Source organism: Endozoicomonas sp. PH6C (assembly GCF_059322965.1).
In genome coordinates, this window is sequence record NZ_CP185342.1 from 3569248 (window position 1) to 3587907 (window position 18660).

At 48.9% G+C, this 18660-nt stretch carries 17 protein-coding genes; 13 read left to right on the top strand and 4 right to left on the bottom strand.

The window, feature by feature from the left end; all coding sequences use genetic code 11:
• Positions 1 to 8: 8 nt before the first annotated feature.
• The 5 genes from ACOMG9_RS13580 to ACOMG9_RS13600 all read left to right on the top strand — a co-directional run bounded on the left by ACOMG9_RS13580 (position 9) and on the right by ACOMG9_RS13600 (position 2715).
• The gene (locus tag ACOMG9_RS13580) at positions 9 to 380 is read left to right on the top strand and encodes a head decoration protein (protein ID WP_494530370.1); all 372 of its coding nucleotides are present in this window, start codon (positions 9 to 11) and stop codon (positions 378 to 380) included.
• A gap of 69 nt (positions 381 to 449) precedes the next feature.
• Entirely contained in the window at positions 450 to 1439 is a 990-nt protein-coding gene (locus ACOMG9_RS13585; RefSeq protein ID WP_494530371.1) for a major capsid protein, read from the top strand.
• A 17-nt stretch (positions 1440 to 1456) separates the two neighbouring features.
• On the top strand, positions 1457 to 1750 hold the full coding sequence (locus ACOMG9_RS13590; RefSeq protein WP_494530372.1) for a head-tail joining protein: 294 nt from the start codon (positions 1457 to 1459) through the stop codon (positions 1748 to 1750).
• Entirely contained in the window at positions 1740 to 2327 is a 588-nt protein-coding gene (locus tag ACOMG9_RS13595; RefSeq protein ID WP_494530373.1) for a hypothetical protein, read from the top strand. The genes ACOMG9_RS13590 and ACOMG9_RS13595 overlap by 11 nt, the downstream gene beginning before the upstream one ends.
• A complete protein-coding gene (locus ACOMG9_RS13600) occupies positions 2305 to 2715 on the top strand; it encodes a phage tail terminator family protein (RefSeq protein WP_494530374.1) in 411 nt (136 codons plus the stop codon). The genes ACOMG9_RS13595 and ACOMG9_RS13600 overlap by 23 nt, the downstream gene beginning before the upstream one ends.
• On the opposite strand, the gene ACOMG9_RS13605 is transcribed toward ACOMG9_RS13600, so the two are convergent.
• Positions 2712 to 3095, bottom strand: coding sequence for a DUF2237 family protein (locus ACOMG9_RS13605; protein WP_494530158.1), 384 nt, complete (start codon positions 3093 to 3095; stop codon positions 2712 to 2714). The genes ACOMG9_RS13600 and ACOMG9_RS13605 overlap by 4 nt on opposite strands.
• A gap of 50 nt (positions 3096 to 3145) precedes the next feature.
• On the opposite strand from ACOMG9_RS13605, the gene ACOMG9_RS13610 reads away from it, so the two are divergent.
• The 8 genes from ACOMG9_RS13610 to ACOMG9_RS13645 all read left to right on the top strand — a co-directional run bounded on the left by ACOMG9_RS13610 (position 3146) and on the right by ACOMG9_RS13645 (position 14780).
• Positions 3146 to 3889, top strand: a complete 744-nt coding sequence (locus ACOMG9_RS13610; protein ID WP_494530375.1) for a phage tail tube protein — start codon at positions 3146 to 3148, stop codon at positions 3887 to 3889.
• A gap of 55 nt (positions 3890 to 3944) precedes the next feature.
• A complete protein-coding gene (locus ACOMG9_RS13615; RefSeq protein WP_494530376.1) occupies positions 3945 to 6932 on the top strand; it encodes a tape measure protein in 2988 nt (995 codons plus the stop codon).
• On the top strand, positions 6932 to 7321 hold the full coding sequence (locus ACOMG9_RS13620) for a hypothetical protein (protein WP_494530377.1): 390 nt from the start codon (positions 6932 to 6934) through the stop codon (positions 7319 to 7321). The genes ACOMG9_RS13615 and ACOMG9_RS13620 overlap by 1 nt, the downstream gene beginning before the upstream one ends.
• 55 nt (positions 7322 to 7376) lie before the next feature.
• Positions 7377 to 7856 (top strand): hypothetical protein, encoded by a 480-nt coding sequence (locus ACOMG9_RS13625; RefSeq protein ID WP_494530378.1) that lies wholly within the window; start codon positions 7377 to 7379, stop codon positions 7854 to 7856.
• An 81-nt stretch (positions 7857 to 7937) separates the two neighbouring features.
• The gene (locus ACOMG9_RS13630; protein WP_494530379.1) at positions 7938 to 11486 is read left to right on the top strand and encodes a hypothetical protein; all 3549 of its coding nucleotides are present in this window, start codon (positions 7938 to 7940) and stop codon (positions 11484 to 11486) included.
• The gene (locus tag ACOMG9_RS13635; RefSeq protein ID WP_494530380.1) at positions 11486 to 12691 is read left to right on the top strand and encodes a hypothetical protein; all 1206 of its coding nucleotides are present in this window, start codon (positions 11486 to 11488) and stop codon (positions 12689 to 12691) included. The genes ACOMG9_RS13630 and ACOMG9_RS13635 overlap by 1 nt, the downstream gene beginning before the upstream one ends.
• A complete protein-coding gene (locus ACOMG9_RS13640) occupies positions 12692 to 14533 on the top strand; it encodes a hypothetical protein (protein ID WP_494530381.1) in 1842 nt (613 codons plus the stop codon).
• A 13-nt stretch (positions 14534 to 14546) separates the two neighbouring features.
• Positions 14547 to 14780: a hypothetical protein gene (locus ACOMG9_RS13645; protein ID WP_494528949.1), complete on the top strand. Its 234-nt coding sequence runs from the start codon at positions 14547 to 14549 to the stop codon at positions 14778 to 14780.
• 2 nt (positions 14781 to 14782) lie between these two features.
• Here the strand turns inward: ACOMG9_RS13645 and ACOMG9_RS13650 are convergent, their stop codons facing one another.
• The 3 genes from ACOMG9_RS13650 to ACOMG9_RS13660 all read right to left on the bottom strand — a co-directional run bounded on the left by ACOMG9_RS13650 (position 14783) and on the right by ACOMG9_RS13660 (position 18545).
• Positions 14783 to 17578: a UvrD-helicase domain-containing protein gene (locus ACOMG9_RS13650; RefSeq protein ID WP_494528950.1), complete on the bottom strand. Its 2796-nt coding sequence runs from the start codon at positions 17576 to 17578 to the stop codon at positions 14783 to 14785.
• A 318-nt stretch (positions 17579 to 17896) separates the two neighbouring features.
• On the bottom strand, positions 17897 to 18214 hold the full coding sequence (locus tag ACOMG9_RS13655) for a hypothetical protein (protein ID WP_494528951.1): 318 nt from the start codon (positions 18212 to 18214) through the stop codon (positions 17897 to 17899).
• Positions 18162 to 18545 (bottom strand): hypothetical protein, encoded by a 384-nt coding sequence (locus tag ACOMG9_RS13660; protein WP_494528952.1) that lies wholly within the window; start codon positions 18543 to 18545, stop codon positions 18162 to 18164. Before ACOMG9_RS13660 ends, ACOMG9_RS13655 begins: the two co-directional genes overlap by 53 nt.
• Positions 18546 to 18660: the final 115 nt, after the last annotated feature.

The following is an 18660-nucleotide window of genomic DNA, read 5'->3' on the forward strand; positions in this document are numbered from 1 at the left end:
CTTTAACGATGAGTGTAAAAACGGAATCGGTCTATACCGGTGAATTTCTCGTGTCTGAAGGAAACAACACCATTAGTCGTGAGCAGGTCTCACTGGCTGCGAACCTTACGATGGAGCCCGGAACTGTAGTCGGCAAGGCTTCTGCTGATGGTATCTACAGCTCTCTTGATCCTTCCGCAGCGGATGGCACTGAAACCGCTGCTGGCATTCTCTACGCTGGCAAAGTGACGGATGCCTCGGGTGCTGATGGTGTCATTATCGCCCGCCTGGCAGAAGTAGTGGACAGCCTGCTGATCTGGCCTGCCGGTATCACCGATGAGCAAAAGGCAACGGCCGTGGATCAACTGGCCGGGCTGGATATTATCCTGCGCACGGAATAACCCGTCCTGATTTTTCTGCTGTAACTCTTTCTTCACACATTCCTATTTCCGTTATCAAGGAGCGAGAACATGCTGGATATTTTTAATGACGATGCATTCAGCCTTACCAGTCTGACCGCCACCATCAATGAGATGGACTACAAGCCTGGTCGTCTTGGGCAACTGGGACTCTTTCAGGAGAGTGGTATCAATACCACAACCGTCGTGGTGGAAAGCATTAATGGTGAACTCCGCTTGCTGCCATCGACCGAGCGAGGCGCACCGGCGACTCAGGCTATTGGCGATAAACGTCAGCTGCGTAGTTTTGTTGTGCCCCATATTCCTCACGACAGCACTATTCTTGCTGCCGAAGTGCAGAATGTTCGTCAGTTTGGCAGTGAAGATGCCATGCAAGGCGTTCAGACTGTGGTTAACCAGCGTTTACAGAAGATGAACGCCAACCACGAGGTAACGCTGGAGTTTCTGCGTATGGGTGCCCTCAAGGGTGAAATCCTGGATGGCGATGGCAGCACCATACTCTACAACCTGTTTGATGAGTTTGGTGTCACTCAGCAGACCCATGATTTTAAATTCAGCAGCACGACTACCGACGTTCGTGCTCAGGGCGTAAAAGCTCGTCGTCTGGTTGATGATGCTTTGGGTGCATTGCCCTACAGTGGCCTCCATGCATTCTGTGGCTCTGACTTCTTTGATGGGCTGGTGGGCCACAAGTCGGTCAAAGAAGCTTATCAACGTTGGCAGGATGGCGAAGCACTGCGTATCGATCCCAAGGGCCGATTCCGTTTTGCCGATATTGATTGGGAAGAATACCGGGGTTCAGTGGGCGGCAATGATTTTGTCGCAGCCAATGAAGCGTACCTTTACCCAACGGGTGCAGATATCTTCAGAACCTGGTTTGCACCGGCAGACTTTGTCGAGACCGTCAACACCATCGGCCTGCCACGCTATGCCAAGCAGAAGGTAATGGATTTTGAGAAAGGCGTGATTGTTCATACCCAGTCTAATCCGCTGCCAATCAATCTACGACCACGGGCAGTCATCAAACTGACCATGAGCTAAGAAAGGAGACTGCTCAAATGGATGAAGCATTCAAAGTGTTGGATCACACCCTTCTTTCAACTTTTGGGCAGTCGGTTTTAGTGACGCTTTCTGATCAGACATCACTGGAAACCTGGGGCATTATCAGCAGGGAACTGGTGGAACTTGGCCAGTATGAAGCTGTTCAGGGTGAAGTCACCGTTCTCTCAGTAGATAGTGCTATCCGGCTCAAGCGAGGCGATACCCTGTCGGTCAATGGTCAGGTTTATAAGGTGGATCGCAAACTAAAAGACGATGGCTATTTAGCCAAATGGAATATCTATGCTCATTGAACAGGAAGTCAGTGGTGACATTGAAGCGTTAACCAAACTGTTCAAAGACTCACCGAAAAAAACTGAGCAAGCTATTCAAAGGGCGTTGACCAAGTTAAGTCGCTGGGCTGAACGTCAGGTATTACGGGATTTATCCCGGCAACTGAACCTATCACAAAAACAAATTAAAGCACTGAACCGGATTGTTGTGCGCAGTAACAGAACCCCAGGTAAGGAACGTTATATGACGGTCTGGATTGGTACCAACCCAGTGGGAGCGCATCGCTTTGGCAATCCAAGGCAAACCCGCCAAGGCGTTCAGGTTGGCAGTCGTTTTTGGCAAGGCAGTTTTTTGTTGCAACCGCACAATACCGATAAAACTCTGGTTTTTCAGCGCCAGGCAAACTGGCAGCACCGTTACCAGCAATCCAAACGCTCAGGCCGCTGGATGTGGATGGGCTTACCGCTGGAAAAGCAAACCGTACCTATCGAAGCGAAGGCCGAAGCGTCTTTGAAAAAACTGGGCCCAGTGCTGTTGGATCGTTTTGCTGAACTGCTTTATCAGGAATTGAATTATGCCTTCAACGTTGAATCCTGAACGACAGATTATTGAGAGTCTGTTATCGCATCTACAGCAGGTTTCTGAAAATACCCTCCTTGGTTATTCAGCTACAGGTCAGGAACAGGATTTAGACCTCCCGGCCATACTGGTGCAGTTGGAATCCATCAATGAAGAACAACGACAGGGCCAACGAGCCAAGTACCGGATGGAATTCAATATCAGTGCCGTGGCCAAAACCAACAAGGATACGACTTACAACCTGCTGAATTTAACCCGCTCCATCCGCGAGCTATTCACCACCGGGCAACGCTTCACACCAGAAGCCCGAAATATCAGTTTCAGTGAAACCCGGTTTGATATTGCCCCAAGCAATGCCCATCTTTCGTTTGCTGACTTGCAGCTACACATTGAAGTCGTCGTTTAATAACAATCCAATGCCATCTGCTCCAGCGTCGCCAAGTCAACCATTTCAAGCGCTGCCATATTGGTTGCAGCCAGGTAAACCGGCGGAGCGACACCTGCCTTATGAGCCTCCACCCAGCGACTTACGCACAGACACCAGCGGTCACCGGCTTTCAGGCCGGGAAAGCCAAACGCAGGATTGGGTGTGATGAGGTCGTTACCTTTGGACAGGGAAAATTGCAGGAACTCATCGGTCATCCGGGCGCAGACCGTATGACTGCCGGAGTCCTGTGGACAGGTATGGCAATATCCGTTCCGAAAGAAGCCAGTCATTGGACTCAGACAACAAACCTCTAACTGTCTACCAAATACATTGAGCTGTTCAAACAGCATTTCTAACATGTAAAACCCTCCCATGATTAACCCATGGCCTACAAGATAGGAGAAAAACCATGTCTACGATGGACCGTAGTTTTATTGGTGCCGGAAGCATCTACCTCAAACCTGCCGATGGCAGCGCACCTCTGCTGCCCGTTGGTAACGTCAGCGAGTTCAAGTTCAGTTTTGAAGAAGATAAAAAGGAACTGAAAAACTACCTGGGCGGTGGCGGTAACCGAAACACTATCAGCCGGATCTCGTCTATTTCTGCCAGCCTCACTGCCCACGACTTTACGGCAGATAATCTGGCTATGGCGCTACGTGGATCAGCTACAGCCGGATCAACCACAGCAGTTACCGATGAACCCCACACGTCTTTTGGCGTGGTTGATGAACTGATCCCGTTCGATAAAATGCCTGACCTGACCCAAGCCATTACGGTTAAGGACAGCCTGAGTACCACTCTGGTTGCAGGTGATGACTACACACTGACCAAGGCTGGGATCAAAGTCATTGCAGGCGGAGGTATTGATAACCTTGGTATTACAGTCAGCTATACGCCACTGGCTTCTGATATGGTGCAGGCTTTGATCGAATCCGGAAAGGAGTTCGTGCTGTTCATGGAAGGCCTGAACGATGCACAGGATGGCAAGGCATTTAATATCCGTGTGCATCGGGTGAAGTTTTCCCCAGTGCAGAATCTGGATTTTATTTCCGATGATTTTGCCAGTATTCCGCTGGAACTTGATGTGCTGGCAGACAGCACCATCACTGCCTCTGGCTTGAGCACATTTATGCAAATTGATCTCGCGCAGTAACTCCCTTATCTATAAAGCCTCGTTTCCGGGGCTTATTTCTCTATAAAAAAAGACCATGGCCTCACTCAAACAGTCCGCCATTCAGTTAGTCCTGAAGGCAAAAGATGCGCTGTCAGGCAAGGTGAAACAGTCGGCTAAATCCCTTGATTATCTGAAGGGCGAAGCGGCAGACCTGAAAGACCAGCTTGGCAAACTGAAAGACCAAAAAGAATTACTCACGTCTTTTGAAAAGCAAACCAGGGCGACTTTTGAGGCCGGGAAAGCCTTTCGAGCAGCCCAGACGAAAGTGGCTGCACTGGCAAAAGAAGTAGATCGTGCCGAGCAGCCCACCAAGGCGATGAAAACCGCTCTGGCCAAAGCAAGGCAAGAGGTCAGAAAGAGTAGCACTGCTTATGGTCGTCAACGTGAAGCACTGGCCAATCTGAGGAACCAGCTGAATAAGGCAGGACTGTCCAGTGCCAGGCTGGCACAGAAACAGCAAAAACTCAGCGGTGAAATAGAAGAAACCGGTTATGCCTTTGAGAAAGCCAACAAAAAGGCAAAAGCTGCTGACCGAACCCTCAAGAAAGATACCCTGAAGAAAGTAGCCAGAGAGGCAGAGCAGGCATCATCAGGTATTGGTCGTTTAACCAGACGATTCGCTGCTCTGGTTGCAGCGGGAGCAGGCCTTTACACCATTAAACGTGGCATTGAGTCCATGTTGACTACAGGCGATAAGTTTGAGCGTTTGAGTGTTCAGCTGGAGGCCGTTATGGGCTCTATGGCTGAAGGTGAACGGGCGCTGGCGTGGATTAAAGACTTCACCCGCAACACACCATTCCAGTTAGAAGAAGTCTCCGAGGCGTTTGTCCGGCTAAAAGCCTTCGGCCTTGATCCCATGGATGGCAGCATGCAGGCCATTGTGGATCAGGCTTCCAAACTTGGCGGTGGCATGGAGAGGCTGAATGGCATCACGCTGGCAGTCGGTCAGGCGTGGGCAAAACAGAAACTACAGGGAGAGGAAATTTTACAACTGGTGGAGCGAGGTGTTCCCGTTTGGGAATTGCTGGAAAAGGCCACCGGGAAAAATGTGCAGGAATTGCAGAAGCTGTCGTCTGCCGGAAAGCTGGGGCGGGACACCATTGCTCTGCTGATTGCAGAGATAGGCAAAAGTGCAGAAGGTGCAGCGGCCAAGAATATGAGCCTGTTGTCCGGTTATGTCAGCAACCTGAAAGACAGCTGGCAGAACTTTCTGGATGAGGTAGCTCAGAGTGGCGCATTGTCTTATGCCAAGGATCAGCTCAAAGGCCTTTCGGACCAGATCAGTATTATGTCTGAAGATGGTCGTTTGTCTCGATTGGCTCAGTCCGTCAGTGATGCGTTTGTGCAGATGGGTGAGGCGATCAAGGCCAACTTTACCGGGCTGACTTTTGAAGGTGTGGTGGCGAGTATTCAGTCTGCCAGCCAGCGTATTGCTTCCACACTGACCAGTCTCAACAATACCTTCACTCTGACGGGTAACGCTGTACGGTTGTTGTTTAATGGTTTTACTCTGGCTGTTAAGTCTTTTGGTCTGGTGTTCAGCGAAGTTATCTCATCCGTTTCCGGGGGCATGGGCAGTCTGTTGAATGCATTAGGTGCGACAGAGTCAGCCCAAAAACTCCAGTCCTTCAGTGAATCACTGAAAGCGGTGTCGGCGGGTTTCAGGGAAGCGGTAAAAGAAGATGTGCAGGACATTAACCACAGCTGGCAGTCACTGGGTGAAACGATTGTTCAATCCAGCCAAAGTTCGCAGCAAGCCATCCGTAATGAGAGCAAAAAAACGACAGCGTCCGTTGAACAAGACGTCGTCAAGCTCAACTCGGTCTACGTTGAGTCAGCAAAGACTGCCAAGAAAGCCTTCACCGATGCCGCCGATGCCCTGAAACAGATCAATGCTGCCGAAACCCGCACAGAGCTGGCTGATCTGGCCGTAAAACTGTCTCAAGCTTTCGCGGACGGTACCCTGACCCAAGAACAATACAACGAAGCATTAGCGGCCAGCAGAGAGAAGCTGGCCGAGCTGGAAGACGGTGCCCGGTCTGCAGCAGGGGCTGCCCGGTCATTGGGTGATGCCGTGGATGAGGCCGGTGATAAACAGGCACAGGGGGCAGAACGTGCATCCGGCACACTCAATGGTTTAGTGGGTTTTTACAACAACATCACCTCCGAACTCTACGGTCTGAGCGCCCAGGCAGAAGACACTTTCCTCAACATGCAAGGCGCTACTCAGATCGATACCACTGACACTCTGGGTGAGCTGGGACAGCTAAAAGCGACACTGGCTGAAACCAAAGAGGAAGTCCAGGCTCTGGCCACTGCCAATGTCGGACTGGATACCACCGGCATCGGACACTGGATGAAGGATACAGCGACCAATGCCGCTTCAGTAAGAGCTGAATTTTATGAGCAGAAGATCGCCCTGGAAGACCTGGTGCAGAGCTATGAAAACGGCTCTGTGTCGGCCCAACAGATGGCCAGCGATGGTCAATACCTGGCTGACAAACTGAACCTGCTCAACCAGCAAGACCTGGATCGTTTGAATCAAGCCATCGAACAAGCCAACGACAGTATGCAACGGCTGTCAGACAGCACCCAAGGCACACTGGACAGCCTTCAGGATGAACTGGATCGCCTTCAGGGTAGGCAGGGCGATATCGAGCAACGTCGCTATGAAGCCCGAAAGAAAGACCTCGAACTGGAGCTGGCCATCGCCAAACAGGACGGTGACTCTCAGGCGGTGAGTAACCTGCAGAAGGCGCTCTCGCTGAATCAATCGATCCGGGCCGAGAAGCAGCGACAGTACCAGCTTCAGCAACAAGAGAAAGTACAAAAGCAAAGGGAGCAGCAAGCTCAACAGGAAAAATCACGTATTCAAACCCAAAGGCAACCCACCCAAAGTAGATCACCAGAGAAAGTCATTCGTCTGGAGTATCCGGGCGGCCAGGTGGATGTTGGCGTTAAGCCGGGTGATGAAAAACGACTGCTGGAAGCTCTGAAAAATGCCGGAATGAGGTCTGCCTGATGACACTGGATAGCATCACACTGCCTGACGATTTGTTATGGATTAATGAGTTCGACTGGAACCCGGTGGCCCAGAGCCAGGACCGCAGCCTGACCGGAGGCTTGCTGATCCAGGAGCAGTCAAAACAATCGGGTAGACCCATAGAGTTATCGGGAGGTTTGGACGCCGGTTGGGTAGATCGTTCAACAGTCGTTGAACTGCAGTCTCTCAGTGAATTAGCCAATAAAAGCATGCTTCTGAAACTTCCTGATGGGCGTCAATTTACTGTCATTTTTGACCGAACTAACGGTAGCCCAATTGAAGCAAGGCAGGTTCTACCTTCTGCATATCCTGATGACCATCATTTTTATCAGCTCACTCTTCGATTATTGGTAGTTCAAGGCACATGAAATGGTTATCTCGACAACTATACTGTCAGGACTAGCAGAACAAGGAAGTCAGCTGATGGATATAAGGAAAACAGAGGGAAAGTCGGTTACATTTTCTGAACCCGAGAAGTCTGAAGCGCCTGAAAATGATGCTTCTTGGGAATCTCGAAAAGTTGAAAAAGCCTGCAAAAGAAAACCAGAAGAAACCAAACAAGAAGCTCCAGAGTCCAAAAAGAGTAACTTGCAGCCAACTGCAACATCTGTTTCAGATAAATCGTTGTTGGAAAGAGAACTGGAAGAAATCAACATTGCTTTAGCAGAGGCAAGGTTAAATCCTAATTCGGATGCAGACGAAGAAAGGGCTCGCGTTGATGTGAGGTGGTACAAATCAATTGTTAATCGGATGAAAGGTAAAGGGCTTTCTCTGGAATCTTTATCCAATAAGAACTCAGAAGAGGTGATAATATTTTTGCTTGAAAATAAAGTTATCACGCAGACTACGTCCATGCGTATAAGAATGCAGGGAGTAGATTTGGAAGGGTCTCCGTACTGGTAATTGAATTCTTATTTAATCCTTCTCCAGCATAAAAACCACTCATTAGGGTGGTTTTTTTTCGTCTAAAGAAAAGGAATTTCTATGCCCATTAACAACGATGATGTGAAACTCTTTGAAAGCCAGCGTCTCAGTGACGAGGAGGATGGCGGTGGCCGGGCCACTGGCACTGTGGTGATCGACGGTAATGTGAATAACCTCTTTCAGGACATCTCCCGGATTGACCGTACCATCGGCGATGTCGCCCTGCGTAAAGCCTACATTGGCATCAGCACCGACAACAACGATGCTTATCTCGGCAGTCATATTATCCTCACCGATGCACCGGATGACGACAATGTTAGTGTGCTGCTGTTCAACACCGACAGCCAGACTGATGAGCGCAATACTGCCCGGGATCGGATCGAAGCCTATGTGGTGCCAGGCACTTCTGCCAGTTTTGAACTTTTGGGTGATCAGCTGGTGGGTCAGCGCAGCATTGTCGGCATTCAGCGAGAAGAAAAAGCCCTGCCGGAGATTGGGGAAGTTTATCGGCTGTACAACAGCGATAGCAAAAAGGAGCAGTACGTCCGCATCACCAAAGTGGAACACCGCATCGAAACCTTCACCTATGCCTACAGCGCAGGCAGCTATATCGACTTTGACCGTCGACGACTGGATATGGAAATCAGCGTGGCCCTGATTGATCGCTTCCCAGGCGGCACTGCCACACCAGCAGGGACCGTTATGCCTGTGGATGGCCAGGGAGCCAGCGAAGCGAAGACCTCAGTTCAGTCGACCCAGATTGCAGACACCTCTCGCTACTACGGCATCCAGCCAACCAAAGCAGCCATTAACCAGGGCGATCTGACCCTGAAGGTCAACAGCGTTTATTCACCTCTGGTGCCGAGTGCCCGGGTTGAAAGTCCGGTGGTGGATCAGTACGGGGGCTACACCGCCAAAAGGATGGTGGCCACCTCTGCCGCACAACGCAATGTCAGCCTCTCTTTTGTGCACTTGTCCGGTAACCAGAGCCGGGCCTTTCTGCAGACGGGAGCACTACCAGGAACCGTGACTCTGTCGTTAGAAGGCGGCACCTTTGAAGACGACAAAACCGGCCAGCTGGTACACAAAAGCGGGGCCAATAACTACAGCAACCTGACCATTGACTATGACAGCGGTGAGCTGAACGTCTGGCGCAACAGCAGTTACTATACCAGTACGGCTACTGCCCTATACCAGCCTGCCACTGGCATCACCGGAGCCGCCATCAGTGGCACCCTGGACATCACCTCCCAGAACCGTGGCTTTAACTATACCTTCAACTTTGCCGGGGCCAAGCCCAAGCCTGGCACCCTGGTGGTCAGCTATATCTCTCTGGGCAAGTGGCAAGACCTGAGCGATCCGGGCAATGGTCTGCTGGCTGGTTCAGGCTCAGGCACTATGGACTTTAGCACTGGCAGCGTGGCCGTGACTCTGGATGGTTTGCCCGATCCTGACAGCAAGCTGGTGTTCAGTTATATCGCCCAGGCGGATGATGAAATCACCCTGCGAACCGGCTCGGTGGCGGTGGATAAGTTTTCGTTTCGGCACACCACTGCGAAGCCAGGTATCAAGCCAGGCAGTGTCGTCATCACCTATCTGGCCAGTGAGCAAACCAAGACCCTGACTGATCAGGGTAACGGCCTGTTGACGGGCGATGGATCAGGCAGTATCTACTACGCCTCGGGTGAGCTGGGCTTTGTGTTGAATGCCTTGCCAGACCAAGGCACCGAGATCGATATTCAGTACGAAGAAGGCGCAGTAGCGGGTGGCATTGTGGATGTGACAGTGGATGGTTCCGGTTTAATAACCGGCACCATTGCGGGTGCACCGCTCTTGCCAGGCTCCGTTCAGGTTCAGTTTTCGGTGGATCGACAAAGTAATGTGCCACAGCATGCCAGCAGTCGCAGCAGTGACTACACCACCTACCAGACCACGTCTCAGCGGTTTAAAAGTTACACTGACGATGGTAGCGGTAACTGGCGAGATATTACCGGCACGATTGATTACCAGACCGGCGACTTTACTCTGCAGGCGACAGAGAACTACAGCTATCCGGAGTACACACTCAGCAGAGAGTCCTACAAATACCGACTGAGTTTTACCAACACCACCAAGACCGAAGTTTTCTCAGGCAGCACAGTTACCAGCAAGGCCCAGAGCAACGGCCTCAGCCATCAGCCGAATACCGATACCCTGAGTACGCCAGAGCTGACCATCGACCTGCTGCCTCTGATTGAAGATCCACTGCTGCCCGGCAGTGTCATTCTGGAATGGAACGGTGAGCTCTACTTTGATCGAGACGGTGTGCTGTACAAAAACGTCAGCAGTCAGACGAATGCCGGATCATCTGTGGGAACAATAGATTACACCGGAGGCGTGGCGACGCTGGCCGTTTATCCCTCGGGTATCGTTAACACAGCAACAGTACAGGCAGCTGCCACCATCTCCGGTGGCTTTAAAGTCGATGCAGTGGCTTTCAGGACACCAGGTGCACCCATCCGGACCGGAAGCCTTCAGCTCACCGCAGTGCGTGTGGATAATGCCGAGATCATCACCGCCACCGCAGACTTCAATGGCGACATTAACACGCCAGAGGTCCAGGGCTCCATGGATGCCACCACCGGCTGGTGTGAGCTGACCTTCACAAACGGCACCGATCCTATCTATGTCATCCCTCAAAGTGTGCGCTACAACTGCATTGTGGAAACCAGCCTGCCACTGGATGCCGAGCTGATCGGTCTGGACCCGGTACGTCTGCCACCCGATGGCCAGGTGCCGATTTATCGTCCGGGGGATATTGTGGTCATCAGCCACACCCAGAATACCGATGCAGGCATACCCACAGCGGGCCAGCTGGTCACCCTGAACCGTGATCATCAGGCAGAGATCACTGTGGAGGACAGTCAGGGCCAGGCCCTCGATCCAGCCCAATACACGACGGATCGTGAAGCAGGCACAGTCACCTTTGCCGATCCACTGCTGCTCCGGGATGCAGAGAGCAACAGTCTGACAGCGCCGTTTACCATCAAAGACCGGGTCGAGCATATGAGCGTCGCCAGCGACGTGCAGATTAATGGCGAGATCACCATCATCGCTCCGGTGCCCTGGGACTTACCAGCCAATGAAACACAGGTCAGCAGCGCCGTAGTTTATGGTGACCTGCAGGCCAGAGTTCACAACTTCTTCAGTCAGAAAGTGTGGGACGGTGGCGATCCCAACTGGACCGATGAGCGCATCGGCGATAACACCACTGCCCAGTACAACACCATTAACTATCCATTGGTGGTGACCAACAAAGGAGCCATCTTCGGCAAGTGGGCGATTATTTTTACGTCCGGTTCCGCCTTCCAGATTGTGGAGGAGAAACTCGGGATTATTGATACGGCCACCACTGCCGCTGATGCAGCGCCGATTAATCCGGAAACTTGTACACCTTACTTCACCATCAAAGCCCAAGGCTGGGGAACCGGCTGGGCTGTTGGGAATGTGATCCGGTTTGATACCGATGGTTGCCTGGCTCCGGTGTGGATCTGCCGAACCGTACTGGCCGGGCAGGGGACCGAAACCAGTGACCAGTTTACTTTGCAGATTCGGGGGGATGCTGACTGATGGCCGCAATATGGTTTACTCCAGAAAACCTGTTAGGACGGCTGGAAAGTCTGTCAGCCAATGCCAGTAACAATGAAGGCTTCTATGGCAGAAGAGATTTTTCTTTTCATGCGCTTCTGCAGGTGGATTCCAGTCAAGCAGACCAGAACATCCCTCTACTCCGAATATTTGCAGATATCAGCAGTGCTGCCGGTACTAATTATCAGACCTTGATCTGGATAGAAAGCGGCATCGTCAAAGTGCTGGGTTACTACGGCACTCGGCTGGGATGCCGTGGGTATAGCGAGTTGAGTATTCCCTTTGATGAATTATTCGAGCTGGTGGTGACCTTCAATCCTGCCAAAAATAATGTTCAGGATAGAGTCGTCATTAAAATCAATGGCGTAACCCAGACAGTTCAATCAATCTATGGACACTCTAGCATGAATACATTTGCTAACTTCACTCGGGTTATTTTAGGAGGGGATGGTTCAGCTTCTGGTAATGCTAAAGGTCTGCTTGTAGTGCAGGCAACACTGACCAATGCCTATAACAATTCACCGATACCTGTCACTTCGTCTTCTAGCTCCACTATGACCGTTTGGCATTGGGACTTTGAAGACAGTGGCAACCCACTGAAAATCATCACCAGCCGTAACAATATTGCCTCAGAACTGCAGTGGACTAACACTGACGACACCACTGTCGTTTGGAGCGACAACAATGGTCCACCTTCTTCAGACAATGGCGGCGGTATCATCATCCCGGGAAACGGCAACACCACCTGCATCCAGGGCACCGTTACGGAAGACGATCTGCCGGTGGCTCGCCGGGTCTTTGCCATCACTCAGGCACAACTGGAAGTCGATGGCAGCCAGGAAACAAAACACGCCGTTTTAAACAGTGTGCTCAGCGACAGCATCAGTGGCAGCTACTCCCTGGACACCAGCCCCTATGAAGGAGCCGTGATCGTGGTGGCCATGGACGACTATGGAGAAGTTTGGCAGGTCGATACGGTCTACGAGGTCGGCGACGTGATCCGCCCGGCCGACTTCCAGGGTTATGTTTACCTCTGCACCCTGGCCGGTAAAGGTGATAGCACAGAACCCACCTGGTGGTTTGATGACAGTGTTCAGGCAATAGGCACCGCTCAATTCAAAGCCAAGCCCTACACTCGTCCACTGGCCCATGGCCCGGTGGTACCCGAGATCGTACCGGAGAGTTAAGTGGCCTACTTTCCAGAGAAGACACAAGACTTCAACTTTACCCGGGAGGCTTATCAACCCGCCTCCCTTTTTGAGTTTTATCCGCAGCCAACCTATGCCTTTATTCCACCGCCCACTGTCGTCAGTGTCTGTCAGAGCCAGTGGCGGAGAGGTAACGCCTACCAGGTATCTGCCCGGGGACCGTTCCAGCACTCAGTGACGATTCAGGCCAGTGTTCAGCAAAGTAGTCATCAAGGCACCGTTCTGGAAGCTCCACAGCTCGGAATGTTCTGGGGCAAGGTGCCTGAATTGGGGGAAGCAGTCAGAATTAGTCACCAGCAAGCCATTGATCACCAGAGTCAGCAACAGGCTCTCTGGCAGCAACCGCCTGCAAAAGAACTTAGCATCGATGAGTCCAGGGACCAGAGTATCCAGCCAAGAGAGCAGCAAAGTTCTGAACAGTGGCAGCAAGGTAGGCAGACAGATCGGCAAAACACAGAGCGCTTTGATCGCAGTGACGAGTATGGCGCAGTCCATCAAATCACCGCCAGTGGCTACCAGGTACCAGCACCTGCATTGCTGAACTTTACCTTTGCGGCCAAACGTTACTCACCATTAACAACCCCAGACGTGTATTTCAATCTGGGCGAGAGAACAGCCGACCGAGCCATTCAGCCAAGAGACTCCCTGCAGCAGTCAGCCTTCAGCAGTAACGGCACTCAGGATGAACCCGTCATCATCCCATGGGGACCCGGCAGAAAAGCGAAAGATGACACAGTCGACAGTGACTATGGCGGTGAGATCGATGTCATCGAAAAGCCACAACCCGAAGAACCAGAGATCAGGGAGACTTATCTGCTTATGAACACCATCAGTGTCGTGACGCTGCCCGACAGGACACCGATCGAGATGAGCAACATGGACATCAGCCTCGACATCGACAGCTTCAGCTGGGCACTCAGAGGTGAGCTTTGGGGAGCCAGCAGCCTGACATTGGTGGAACCCGATCAGGACGGGCCCAAACAGATCGAGGTCGACATCAATGGCTGGAAGTGGGTCTTCATTGTGGAGCGCTACACCGGCTCAAGGGCGTTCGGACAAGAAAAATACTCGATATACGGAACCAGTCGTACACAATTGCTGGCCGCTCCTTATGCACCCCAGCGCAGCAAGTCCAACAGCAGCAACCTCAATGCAAAACAGGCGATCACTGAAGAGCTGGCCAACACCGGCTTCTCTGCACTCTATCCGGAACTGGATGATTACAGCACACCCGACTGGATCATCCCAGGCGGCAGCTTCAGCTATCAGAGCGAAACCGCCATGACCGTCATCGCTCGACTGGCCAGCACTGCAGGTGCTGTGATTATTCCTTCCCGGGATGCCGACCAGCTGAACATCAAACCCCGTTATCCGGCCAGCCCCTGGAGCTGGAATACTGCCACCATGGACAAGATAATACCGGCCAGCATGGTCATTAACCTTAGTGCCAGCTGGAGGCCAGAGCCGGAATACAATGCCGTCTACGTATCGGGCACCCATACAGGCGTCGCAGTCAACGTTAAACGCCAGGGCACTGCAGGTGACAACCCAGCACCGGACATTCTGGAAGACTGGCTGACGGAAACACAGGTCAATACTGAGCGAGGCAGGAACGAACTGGCCAAAGGTGGCCATCAAAGTATCACCACGTTGGAGATGCTACTCACAGACAGCACAACTGCGCCCGGGCTGATTGAACCAGGCCAGCTGGTAGAGGTTCAGGATATTACGGGCAACTGGCGAGGTTTATGTCTGTCCACCAGCATCAGTACCAGACAGGGAAAAGTCAGTCAGAGCATTGAGCTTGAACGTCATTACTGAGAGGAGAAAAAACATGGCCACCACTAATATCTGGCAGCAGTTCAAATCACTGATCCCGGAAGGGGGCAAGGTTATAGCTACGATCACCGCACTCAATGGCAATGGAACTAGTCAGGCAATCCTGCGGGATGGTTCAATTATCACCGTCAAGAGTGAGTCAGTTTCAGCCGGGACAAGTGTTTTTATTGATAAGGAGAAAATAGCCGGGCAAGCACCAAGCTTGCCGTTGTATGAGGCTGAAGTGTAAATTCAGGGTGAAGAGTTTTGCTGATTATTGCTTTCAAGGATCTGAGCATCACAGATACATCGCAGCTCACCGTTCTGACGAGTGTAGTGAGCAAGAGTTTGTTTCTTAAGATCATTTTTAATCAAAACCTCAACTCCATCAGCCGCAGTGAACCAACAAGAAGATTTTAACAGGATCAGGAAGGAACTTTTGTCATCTGGAATGGTTTTCCACCATACCGGTCGACCTTCCCAGTTATTATTGAATTTGTAGCCTTCAGATTTCAACAGATCTTTTATTGATCGGGTAGGGGTTGAGCCATAACCAATCATGCTCATGACTCTGGCAGTCAGTCGGCTTTCCTTTGGTTGTGGGGGAGGAAAGGAAAGCCAGTCAATAGTGCTCCAGGGAATCTCTTGAAGGAATGGAGATGGTTTGTCTGAGTCTGTCAGTATATATAAATCATCAGCTGCCCGAGTTATAGCGACATAAAAAAGTCGCTGCTCATCATCTATCAACTTATTCAGGCTATCTCCAAATATCTGATTAAAAACCCAGTCAGGGTGAATAAGAGGATAGGTCTGACCCGTAACTTCAAGAAGAATAACTGAATGACTCTCTAAACCTTTGTATTGGTGGGTGGTAGATATAGTGACTTTGTGGCTGTCTTCTTTCGGAAGGAAGGAACGTAAATGCTCAAGAAAGGCATCCAGAGTATTTCCTTTAGCTTTGGTGCTTTTTTTGAAATTGATATAGTATCCCAGCCCATTGCGTCTGCCTAGCAATACAACAGTTTTACCTTGTTTTATAATTTTTGTAACTAAACGTAGTATTATCGGTGTTATGAAATCTCCATCAAATGATTCCTTCTCTAAATCGGTTGGAATAAAACTACCGAAATCTATCTTATAGACATTACCCAAGTGATTTCGTGCAGCTAAAGCAGGTTTACCAAGCCCACTCATAACGGCGTTTCCTGTGTTCACTATCTGTTTGGCAGATCGATAGTTTGTTGACAAATTGAGACAGCAAGGTTCTTTACTTGTACTGGAAAAATACCGCTCGAACTTTTTAAAATATTTGAGATCAGAACCAGCGAAGCCATTTATTGCTTGCCAGTCGTCACCTACACAGAAGTATTCTGCTGAACTGTTGACGTCCATAACAGCGTGAATCATTTGCATAAAAAGTTGTGAAAAATCTTGATACTCATCAATTAGAATGTATCTCAGTAACTTAAGATCACCTGAGCCATGAGCTTTTCTTAAGAATGTAGTGTTTCCTGATTGTATTTGCTGAATAGCTCTTTGTAGAAGCCCGTCAAAATCTTCTTCTCCTTGTTCCGTTAACTGATCGAGGTAAGTTTCATAAAACTTATGCCCAAGCTCAATAAATTGTCTCTCAATTTCATTCGTAGCTGTATGTTTAATAATCAGGTTGAGTAGTTCTTTGGGAGATAGAGACATTTTTCGGCAGCGTTGGACAAAGCTGGTCATTGCTCTGGAAAATCGGTCAACAGCCCTATGTTTGATTCTGTTCCAGATTTCCTGCTCAGTAAGTCTTATGGGTTTTATACCATAATGTTCAAGGCATTCTTTTAAGTACTTATGAAATCCAGGCACACCACCATAGTTAAAATTCTCTGGTGTAAATTCGAGAAATAACCATCCTTGCTTTTGTTTCCAGAATTTTCTTTTTGCTTCTGACATCTCGTCATAATCGGGGTCACCAGTAAAACCAAAATACTCGATAATCAGACCTGAGTTTTGGCTCAATGAGATTGTGAAATCGGGCTTGTAATTAATGCCGTCCCAAAGAAAGTTTCTCTCATATTTATAAGGTATATTGTGTTCAAAGAGAAAGTCAGCAATAACTTTTTCTCCATAGGATTTAAGATAATCTCCATTAAGGCTTTCGGTAGGAATTGAGCGTCGATAAGCCAAGAACTCTTCAGGGCTTTTATCGTAACTGCCTTGAATAATCGCATTCCAGTCTTCCTGAAAGTTTGCCATCATCAGAGATCTTACCCTGTCTAAACCTTCAGGCGTTCTTAGGTAATTATCAATAATCTGTTGAATACTTCGACTTTTTATCTGAGCTCCTTCCGGCTCATCATAGATTATATTTTCCTTCGGATGGACTAAGGCATAGGCAAGAGCATGAAAAGTCATAATGTGAGGAAGGTTGTTATCACCGAGTAATTCAATGAAACGTTCCTGCATTTCTTTGGCTGCTTTTTTGTTGAAAGCTAATAGTAAAAGCTCTTTTGGTGCAACCTTGCAGTGTCGGATAAGAAATAGTGCTCGGTTGATAAGGGTGCGTGTTTTACCGCTGCCAGCACGAGCGATAAGCTGAAGATTTTTACCGGTAGTTCCGCAAGCCAGAGCTTGTTCCTTATCTAACATTGTTCCTGTGTGTTCTTTCACCCATTGAGAAACAAGATCCGTTTTAATATCAGTATAATCTTGATTAGATATGTGATTCCTTATTTGACTTTTTTGATAATTTTTGTCCATAGTCAAAAAATCTTTGTTGAACCAATCTTGGATGATCAGTTTTGCTTCAGCCAGTTTTTCCGCTTTTACTTGCAAGGCTTCTTTTTGTATGGCTTCTTCTTGTTTTTTACGCTTTATTTTATTTTCTTTCTCTCTGTTATAGTTGGGTATTGTTTTGGTACTGGTGCCGATTAACTTTAATTCTGTGTTAGTAGCGTAAATATTTTTATTTTTAAAACTCACAAATAAAAGATCATGTCCATGTTTTTTGATAATTTGACCTTCTCCGAATTTTTCATGGCGGACCTTATCACCCTTTTCCATAAGCTCTCCTGATCTTATTTATCTGTAATATAAGTTACCGTTATTTAATAGAATAAGGATTGTGAAATGTTAAGCTGTATCCATTAGAGAGGAGTCTAGGTTAAAAAATTTAAGGAGAATGTTTAATAATTGCCTCGTACAACAGTGGATCTTTCCCCTAAATCCACCGTATTAAAAAAGATCCGACCACCCTGAAACTTCACCATCTCGTTCATCAACCACAACCACAACTACAGGCAAACTACAGTCATAAAAAAGCCACACATGCAGTAGCGAAAAGAGCACGAGAATTTTTGAATGCTGTTGGTTGTTTAACTACTAATAATCATAATCTTCTTTCCAGTCTTCATGCTCACCTATTGATGTAAATACATCATCTTCAATTCCAGAATAATTCTGAATACATCCCGTATCATCATGTTCAAAATTCTCGCTCCCTTGATGACTATATCCGGTATGATTACCGATAACTGCGTGTTCACTGTCTGGTTCGAGTTTTTCACCGTCAGTTAGCTTATCATTTTGTTCTTTGAGAAAATCTTCTACATCCTTATCTTCCATAATATCCCTCTGTTTTTTTTTGCTAAGCGAAACCATTTCCACCACATTCAAAGCAGTTACCAGTTGCTCCTCCATCACCACCACACACATTGCAGAATACACTATGCTCTTTTTCTGTCTCATAATTATGGATCAGGAAACTGGTAATCCATTTTTTTGATACTTTTCGACCTCTGAAATCATTTGTAAGCTTTGCGTTTTTATGTTTATAAATAACAATATCTTTATAAAAGTCAGTTTGCTCAAGTTCCAATAAAACTTTCCTATAGTTCCCTATGGGCGTAAATTTCAGAAAATTTCCAACTAGACGAATCTCAATATTACACTCTTTCGCTTGATTACTTAGAGTAAGCATTAACTCTTTTAATCTGTCAACTCTGCTGAATTTATCGTGTTCTTCGGACACTGATCTACCCTTTTTAAAATTATTCTTCAGGATTGAGGTTCCCAGGGAAAAAACCAGTTCACTGAGATGATTTTATTTTTTTAAAACCTCAAATGTGACTTGAGAAAGAGTCAAA